Source organism: Inquilinus limosus MP06, from assembly GCF_000767795.1.
Lineage (GTDB): Bacteria > Pseudomonadota > Alphaproteobacteria > DSM-16000 > Inquilinaceae > Inquilinus > Inquilinus limosus_E.
In genome coordinates this window covers 1-7273 of the sequence record NZ_JANX01000313.1, presented here as the reverse complement: position 1 = coordinate 7273, position 7273 = coordinate 1, and the positions used below count along the sequence as shown (strand labels likewise).

Sequence of the window (7273 nt, the reverse complement as noted above, 5' to 3'; positions counted from 1 at the left end):
ATAGGTGAAGATGTCCTCCGCCTTCAGGCAGTAGGCCGTGATCTTCACCACGTCGCCGAAGCCCATCCCGGCCTCGCCCAGGATCGCCTCGATATTGGCCATGATCTGTTCCACCTGGCCCGGCACGTCCGGCGCGATCGATCCGTCGGGCCGGGTGCCGACCTGGCCCGCGACGTAGAGGCCCCGGCTGCCGGCCGGGACCTCCACCCCATGGGCATAGAGGTTGTTCGTCGGCGCCGCGATCGACGCCGGATTGTGCCGGAGATTGGCCATGGTGCGGTCCCTTTCGGTGGTGGCAGAGGTTGAGATGTCAGGCGGCGGCGAACGGCCTCGACGCCGCCGCGGGCCAGCGGCCGGGATGGGCCGGCCCGTACTGGACCGGATAGTCGACCTTCGCCCCCAGCGTTTCGGCGGCGTGCCAGACCCAGCGCGGATCGTCGAGGAAGGCGCGCGCCATCGCGACCATGTCGACCTGCCCGCCCGCCACCGCCTCCTCGGCGAGGCGGGGCGAGGCGATCAGGCCGACGGCCTGGGTCGCGATCCCGGCCTCGGCCCGCAGCCGGGCCGCGTCGGGCAGCAGGTATCCCGGATGGTTCGGGAAGCGCTGGCCCCCGACCAGGCTGCCGCTCGACACGCAGACATAGTCGTAGCCGATCGCCTTCAGCCCGGCGGCGAAGGCGATGGTGTCGTCGAGCGTGCCGCCGCCGTCCAGGAAGTCCGAACTGTTCACCCGGGCGCCGAGGATGCGGCCGGCAGGCCAGGCGTCGCGGACGGCCGCCGCCACCTCCAGCGGGAAGCGCATCCGGTTGTCGAGCGACCCGCCATAGGCGTCGTCGCGCCGGTTGCTGACGGGCGACAGGAAGCTGTGCAGCAGATAGCCATGGGCGGCGTGCAGCTCGGCCGCGTCGATCCCCAGCCGCGCGGCCCGCCGGGCCGCGGTCGCGAAGGCGTCGCGGATGCGGTCCAGCTCGTCGCGATCCAGCCCGTGCGGGACAGGCCGGGTTTCGTCATAGGCCACAGGCGAGGGGCCGACGACCGGCCAGCCTCCCTCCCCCGCCGGCAGCGCGGCGCCGCCATGCCAGGGCAGGTCGCAGGAGGCCTTGCGGCCGGCATGCGCCAGCTGGATGCCGATGCGGGCGTCGCCGACCGCGCGGCAGACCTCCAGGATACGGCCGAGCGCCGCCTCCTGCCCGTCGGTGTAGAGGCCGAGGCACAGGGGCGTGATCCGCCCCGCCGCCTCGACCGCCGTGGCCTCGATCATCATCAGCCCGGCCCCGGACACGACGAACTGGCCGAGATGCTGGAAATGCCAGGCCGACGCCGCCCCGCCCGGGGCGCTATACTGGCACATCGGGGACACGACGATGCGGTTGCGCAGCGTCATGCCCCCGAGGGTGATCGGCGAGAACAGGGCCGACATCAGGCCGTCCGGATCCAGACGGATTTGGTGTTCAGGTAGTCGTCGAACTGCTGGATGCCGGATTCCCGCCCGTAGCCGCTCGACTTGTAGCCGCCGAAGGGCATGGCCGGGTCCATCGTCTGGTAGCAGTTGACCCAGACCGACCCGGCGCGGATCGCCTTGGCCAGGTAGTGGGCCTTGCCGACATCGCGGGTCCACACGCCGCTGCCCAGGCCGTACATCGTGTCGTTGGCCCGGCGGGCGACCTCCTCGATATCGGTGAAGGGGACGGCGCTCAGCACCGGGCCGAAGATCTCCTCCCGCGACACGCGCATCTCGTCATGCACGTCGGCGAACACGGTCGGCGCCACGAAATAGCCCTGGGCCAGCCCTTCCCCGTCCAGGCGGCTGCCGCCGGTGACCAGGCGCGCGCCCTCCTGCCGCCCGACGTCGAAATAGCCGGAGACGCGGCGCAGCTGCTGTTCGGACACCAGGGGCCCGATCTGGACATCCGGGTCGACGCCGCGCCCGACCTTCAGCGACCGGCCGAACGCGGCCACCCGCTCGACGAATTCGTCATAGACGCCGCGCTCGACATAGAGGCGCGTGCCGGCGCTGCAGATCTGGCCGGAATTGGCGAAGGCGGCCATCGCCGCGCCGGGCACGGCGAGATCCATGTCGACATCGGAGAAGACGATGTCGGGGGACTTGCCGCCGAGCTCGAGCGTCACCCGCTTCAGGTTGCCGACCGAGGCCTGGACGATCTTCTGTCCGGTCTCGAAGGACCCAGTGAACGCCACCTTGTCGACGCCGGGATGCGCCGCCAGCGCCGCCCCGGCCGTCTCGCCATGGCCGGTGACGATGTTGACCACGCCGTCGGGCAGGCCGGCCTCCAGCAGCAGCTCACCCATGCGCAGCGCCGACAGCGGCGATTCCTCCGCCGGCTTCAGGACCATGGTGCAGCCGGTGGCCAGGACCGGCCCGACCTTCCAGATCCACGACACCAGCGGCCCGTTCCAGGGCGTGATCGCCCCGACGACGCCGACCGGCTCCTTCAGCGTGTAGGTGACGTAGTCGCCGGGCATCGAGTTCTCGACCGTGTGGCCGTGCAGCGCCGTGGCCATGCCGGCGTAGTAGCGCAGCAGGCCCAGCAGGCGGCGGCGCGACGCCCGGGTTCGGCCGATCGGCGCGCCCATGTCCAGCGTGTCGATCAGGGTCAGCTCGTCGAAGTGGCGGTCGACCAGCTCGGCCAGGCGCAGGATGATCTGCTGCCGGTCATAGGGTTTCAGCTTGCTCCACGGCCCTTCGAAGGCGCGGCGCGCGGCGGCGACGGCCCGGTCGACATCCTCCCGGTCGCCTTCCGCCACGCTGGCCAGCACGGCGCCGGTCGAAGGATCGATCGTGTCGAAGGTCCGGCCCGAGGCCGCCGGGACCCATTTGCCGTCGATCAGGAGCTTCTTCGCGGCCCCGTCCAAGAAAGCGGGGTGCCCGATGGGCGAAGCGTGGGTCATCATCCAATCCTTTCATGCGGAAGCGGGGGCAGGGCGTCAGCCCTTGACCGAGCCCGCGGTCAGTCCCTGGACCATGTAGCGCTGGAAGATCAGGGCGAGGACGACGGCCGGAACCGCCGACAGGAAGCCGGAGGCCGCGATCACCGAGTATTCGATGTTCGCCTGCCCCACCATGCCGGCGATGACCGGCGGCAGCGTCGTCGTGCCCGGCTTCGAGTTCAGGATCTGGGCCACCAGGAACTCGTTCCAGCACAGGACGAAGGTGAAGGCGCCGCCGGCGACGAGGCCGGGGCCGGAGATCGGCAGCACGATCCGGCTGAACACCTGGAACCGGGTGCAGCCGTCGACCAGGCCGCTTTCCTCCAGCTCGCGCGGGATCGTCTCGAAATAGGCCTTCATGATCCAGATGGTGAACGGGAAGGTGAAGGAGCAGTAGGCCAGCACCAGGCCGCTGAGCGTGTTCTGGAACCCCATCTGCTTCATGATCAGGAACAGGGCCGGCATCAGCACGACCACCGGCAGCATGCGGGTGAACAGGACGGCGTAGAGCGTGATCCCCATCAGCGGATGGCGGCTGCGCGCGAAGGCGTAGCCGGCCATGCTGCCGGCGACGACGTTGACCGCGGTGACCACCAGCGTCACCACGATGCTGTTCCACAGCGCCGGCAGGATCTGCGCCGTCTGGTGGCTGGCGTGGAACTCCACCAGCCCGAGGATCTTGGCGTAGTTGTCGAGGCTCGGATGCGGCGGGATCAGCGGCATCGGCCGGGCCAGCAGGTCGCGCTGGTCGCTGATGCTGGTCACGACCAGCCACAGGAACGGGCCGGCCAGCCACAGCGCGACGATGACGACGGCGGCGTAGATGCCCCGGGCGGAGATCCATCGCCCGACCGGCCGGATGCTGGAGGATGCGGACATCGGGCCCCTACTCCGCCTGGAAGCGCGCCAGGACCAGCCGGTGGTAGACGAAGGTCAGGGCCACGCAGATCAGGGTCAGGGTGAACAGGATCGCGGTGCCGGGGCCGAACTTGAAGAAGTTGAAGGCCACCCGGTAGCCCAGCCAGGACACGGTGGTGGTGTCGTTGCCCGGCCCGCCCGACGTCATCACGTAGATGAGGTCGAGCATCAGGAACCCGTTGACCGTGGCCAGGACCAGCACCAGGAACATCATCGGCCGCAGCGACGGCAGCGTGATGTGCCACAGCTTGCGCCAGAAGCCGGCGCCGTCGACCGCCGCGGCGGCGTAGAGGTCGGACGGGATCGACTGCAGCCCGGCCAGGAACAGGATCGCGGCGAACGGGGCCTGGTTCCAGACATAGACCACGATCAGCGCGTTCAGCGCCGTGAAGCCGTCGCTGAAGAACGAGATGTAGGTGTCGATCAGGCCGAGGCGGTACAGCACGCCGTTCACCGCGCCGAAATCGGCGTCGAGCATGCCGAGCCAGAGGATGCCGACCGCGATGCGCGACAGCGACCACGGGATCAGCAGCATCGCCCGCATCAGCCCGCGGCCACGGAACCGGGCGTTCAGCACCAGCGCCATGGCCAGCCCGACCAGCGTCGCCTCGGCCACGAACAGGGCGACGAAATAGACGGTGCGCGCCAGCGCCTGCCAATACTGCGGATCGGACAGCGTGCCGAGATAGTTCCGCAGCCCGGTGAAGCGGTACAGCGGCAGGCTCATCCCGAAGATCTCGATCGCCGGGCCGCCCCGCTTCAGCAGGTCGACCTCGGCGAAGCTGAGCCAGACCGAATAGACCAGCGGCACGAAGACGACGAGGGCGATGACGAACAGGGCCGGCCCCGCCATCCAGGCGGTGAACCAGGCATCCGCACGGCGCCCCCGACGCCGCGGGGCCGCGGCGTCGCGCCCGGCCTGACCGGCGGGGATTCCGCCCCCTGTCGTGATCGTCTGCGCCATGCCCGGGCCGCCTCACGCCAGCGACCGCTGCAGCGCGACCAGCTGCTTGATCGCGTCGCCGACGGTAATGGTCTTGCGGATCATGTCGTGCAGGATCGGCACCGCCCGGGCGTCGTATTCCGGGTACCAGGCCTCCTTGAAGGCGCTGATCACCTTGCCCTTCTCGAACTGCCGGCGCAGCAGCGGCAGGTCGATCCAGTTGGCATAGGAGGAGATCACCTCCGGCTCCTCGTAGAGCGCGGGGTACGGGTTGTCGAGGCCGGTCGCGATCGCCCATTTCCGCTGGACGGTCCAGTCCTTGTCGAGGTTCGCGCCGACGAACCGCATCAGCTTCCAAGCGCTTTCCAGCGCCGTGGTGTTGGCGTTGAGGACGTAGGAATCGGTCCACATGTAGGTATCGCCGGTCTTGCCGGGATAGGCCGTCATCTTCGCCTTCTTCGGCGCCAGCAGGGATTCCTTGGTGTTGCTGGCGATCGTCTGCAGGTAGTTCGAGTGGTTGCTGTGATAGGCGTAGCGACCGGTGAACATCATCCGGTGCACATCGGTGGTCGACGGCTTGGTGAAGATCTCCGGCGTCACCAGGCCCAGCCCGTAGATGCGCTGCCAGCGCTCCATCACCTGGGCGACGCCCGGATCCTGGTCGATCACCAGCCTGTTGTCGGCGTCGAAGACCATGGCGCCATCGGCGAAGCAGTCGGTCAGGAACTGCGTCGTCGTTCCCGTCACCGTCGGGTTCCAGTTCGGCAGGTACGGGTATTCCGAGGCCCCGTCCTTCTTCAGCTTGACGCAGTGCTCGATCAGCTCGTCCCAGCTCGCTGCCGGGGCCTGGAAGCCGCCCTGCTGCAGCATCGGCTCGTTGGTGATCATGATGTAGAGGGCGAGGTAGTACGGCAGGGCGATCAGCTGGCCGTTCTTGTTCTTCAGGCTCTCCAGATTGGCCGGCGCCATCGCCGCCTTGATCTCGTCGACTCCTGGAAGATCGTCCAGCGGCCGGATCAGCCCGGTCTGCGACCAGCGTTCGCGGAAGGAGTGGAAGCAGTACATCACATCCACCACTTCGCCCGCGAAGGCCCTGGCCTCCAGCGTCTGGTGGAACTGCGGCCAGGGCAGGGTCGAGTAGTTGACCTGCTCGTCGTACTTCTTGTTGAAGTAGTCGACATAGCCCTGAACCATGTCCGGCCGGAACGTCCATCCGACGAAGCTGATCGGCTGGCCCGCCACGCCGCGCCCCGGCGCGAGGCCGTTCAAGGCCATCGCCAGGGACAGAGATCCGGCACCCCTCAACAGCCCGCGCCTGCTGGTGGACAGCATGTCGCCCTCCCCGATTTTTGATGTTCAAGCTGCCGTTCCCGCAACCCTAAGCACTCACGCTATGCCGTTTCAACCAAAAAATATGGTTTGAATTGCGCATTAAGCCAAACCGTGACAGAGATCGGCTGTTTCCGCCACCAACACAGGACCCGCCCGCGGCGGCGCGCCCCATCCGATGTATGAAATCGACCCGTCCCGCCTCGACCTCGCGCGGGAGTTCCGCAGCCGCCCCTTCGGGCTGCACAGCCCCGAGCTGCAGGCCGTCCTGATCCGGATGCGCAGCCTGCCGGTCGAGGGCAAGCACTGCCTGATCGTCCTGGAACCGCGGGCCCGCTGGCTGCTGGCGCGGATGGAGGGACAGCCGCTGCGTCCGGTGCCGGTGCCCGGCATCGTCTTCACCGATCTCGCCGAGGCCGAGTGGACCGTGTTCAAGCTGCGCTGGCACGCCCTGACCGGGCACGACCTCGCCGCCGCCCTCGGAGAACCGGCGCTGCCGCCGCCCGTGTCGCCGCCGCCCGCCGCCCCGGATCCGGACCGCGCGATACTGGCCTATGCCGATGCGGTTACCGCGGCTCTGGGCGATGTGGTCAACATCCAGGTCAGCTGCCTCGGCATCGACTCGTTCCGGGCCGACATCGTGCGCCTGCTGTCGCCCCAGACGGGCCCCGACGGGCAGGGCTATCGCGAGGAGGAGGTGCCGACCGAGGCGAGCGGCACCTATCCCGGACGGGTGCAGCCCATCCGCCTCGGCTCCCACATCGAGCTGCCGGTGCTGGCGGACCCGCCCGCCAGCTTCACCCTCCACGTCCTGGCCTGGCCGACCCGGCCGGCCAGCGGCGCGCAGGCCCTGGCCGGCACCTGGTCGGAGGCGACGCGCCGTGGCTTCGCCTTGTGCCTCGACGATCGCGGCGCCCTGGCCCTGCGGCTCGGCAACGGCGCCGAGACCGCGGAGTATTCCACGGGCGTACCCCTGGCCGAGCGGCGCTGGTACCGCCTGGCCGCGACCTTCGATGCGGACTCGGGCACGATCGAGCTGCACCAGATCCCGATCGACGCGCATGGCCTGCATCCGGCCGCCCCGGTCACCACGCGTCACCGGGCCCGGTTCGCGCCGGCCGCCTCCGCCGCGCC

At 69.1% G+C, this 7273-nt stretch carries 7 protein-coding genes; 1 reads left to right on the top strand and 6 read right to left on the bottom strand.

All coding sequences use genetic code 11. The annotated features are described in order from the left end of the window. From P409_RS21250 to P409_RS21225, 6 genes are all read right to left on the bottom strand, one after another. The coding region (locus P409_RS21250) for a RidA family protein (RefSeq protein ID WP_161790443.1) at positions 1 to 273 on the bottom strand (273 nt) is incomplete at its 3' end. Between the two features lie 37 nt (positions 274 to 310). Further along, positions 311 to 1420 carry an NADH:flavin oxidoreductase/NADH oxidase gene (locus P409_RS21245; RefSeq protein ID WP_034843318.1) on the bottom strand — a complete coding sequence of 370 codons (1110 nt, stop codon included), beginning with the start codon at positions 1418 to 1420 and terminating at the stop codon, positions 311 to 313. Then, positions 1420 to 2910, bottom strand: a complete 1491-nt coding sequence (locus P409_RS21240; protein ID WP_238578737.1) for an aldehyde dehydrogenase family protein — start codon at positions 2908 to 2910, stop codon at positions 1420 to 1422. Before P409_RS21240 ends, P409_RS21245 begins: the two co-directional genes overlap by 1 nt. A 36-nt stretch (positions 2911 to 2946) precedes the next feature. Next, positions 2947 to 3828, bottom strand: coding sequence for a carbohydrate ABC transporter permease (locus P409_RS21235; protein WP_052121074.1), 882 nt, complete (start codon positions 3826 to 3828; stop codon positions 2947 to 2949). 7 nt (positions 3829 to 3835) lie between these two features. Then, positions 3836 to 4831, bottom strand: coding sequence for a carbohydrate ABC transporter permease (locus P409_RS21230; protein WP_081991676.1), 996 nt, complete (start codon positions 4829 to 4831; stop codon positions 3836 to 3838). A 12-nt stretch (positions 4832 to 4843) separates the two neighbouring features. Continuing rightward, positions 4844 to 6142 (bottom strand): ABC transporter substrate-binding protein, encoded by a 1299-nt coding sequence (locus tag P409_RS21225; protein ID WP_081991675.1) that lies wholly within the window; start codon positions 6140 to 6142, stop codon positions 4844 to 4846. Positions 6143 to 6317: 175 nt separating this feature from the next. Here P409_RS21225 and P409_RS40135 point away from each other — a divergent pair. Next, positions 6318 to 7273, top strand: a 956-nt coding sequence (locus P409_RS40135; RefSeq protein ID WP_193366513.1) for a LamG domain-containing protein, incomplete at its 3' end; no start/stop codon positions are given.

Bases quoted from the DNA above. Each gene is read 5' to 3' on its own strand.
- P409_RS21245 (WP_034843318.1), bottom strand. From the start codon at position 1,420: ATGTCGGCCCTGTTCTCGCCGATCACCCTCGGGGGCATGACGCTGCGC.
- P409_RS21230 (WP_081991676.1), bottom strand. From the start codon at position 4,831: ATGGCGCAGACGATCACGACAGGGGGCGGAATCCCCGCCGGTCAGGCC.
- P409_RS21225 (WP_081991675.1), bottom strand. From the start codon at position 6,142: ATGCTGTCCACCAGCAGGCGCGGGCTGTTGAGGGGTGCCGGATCTCTG.
- P409_RS21235 (WP_052121074.1), bottom strand. From the start codon at position 3,828: ATGTCCGCATCCTCCAGCATCCGGCCGGTCGGGCGATGGATCTCCGCC.
- P409_RS21240 (WP_238578737.1), bottom strand. From the start codon at position 2,910: ATGACCCACGCTTCGCCCATCGGGCACCCCGCTTTCTTGGACGGGGCC.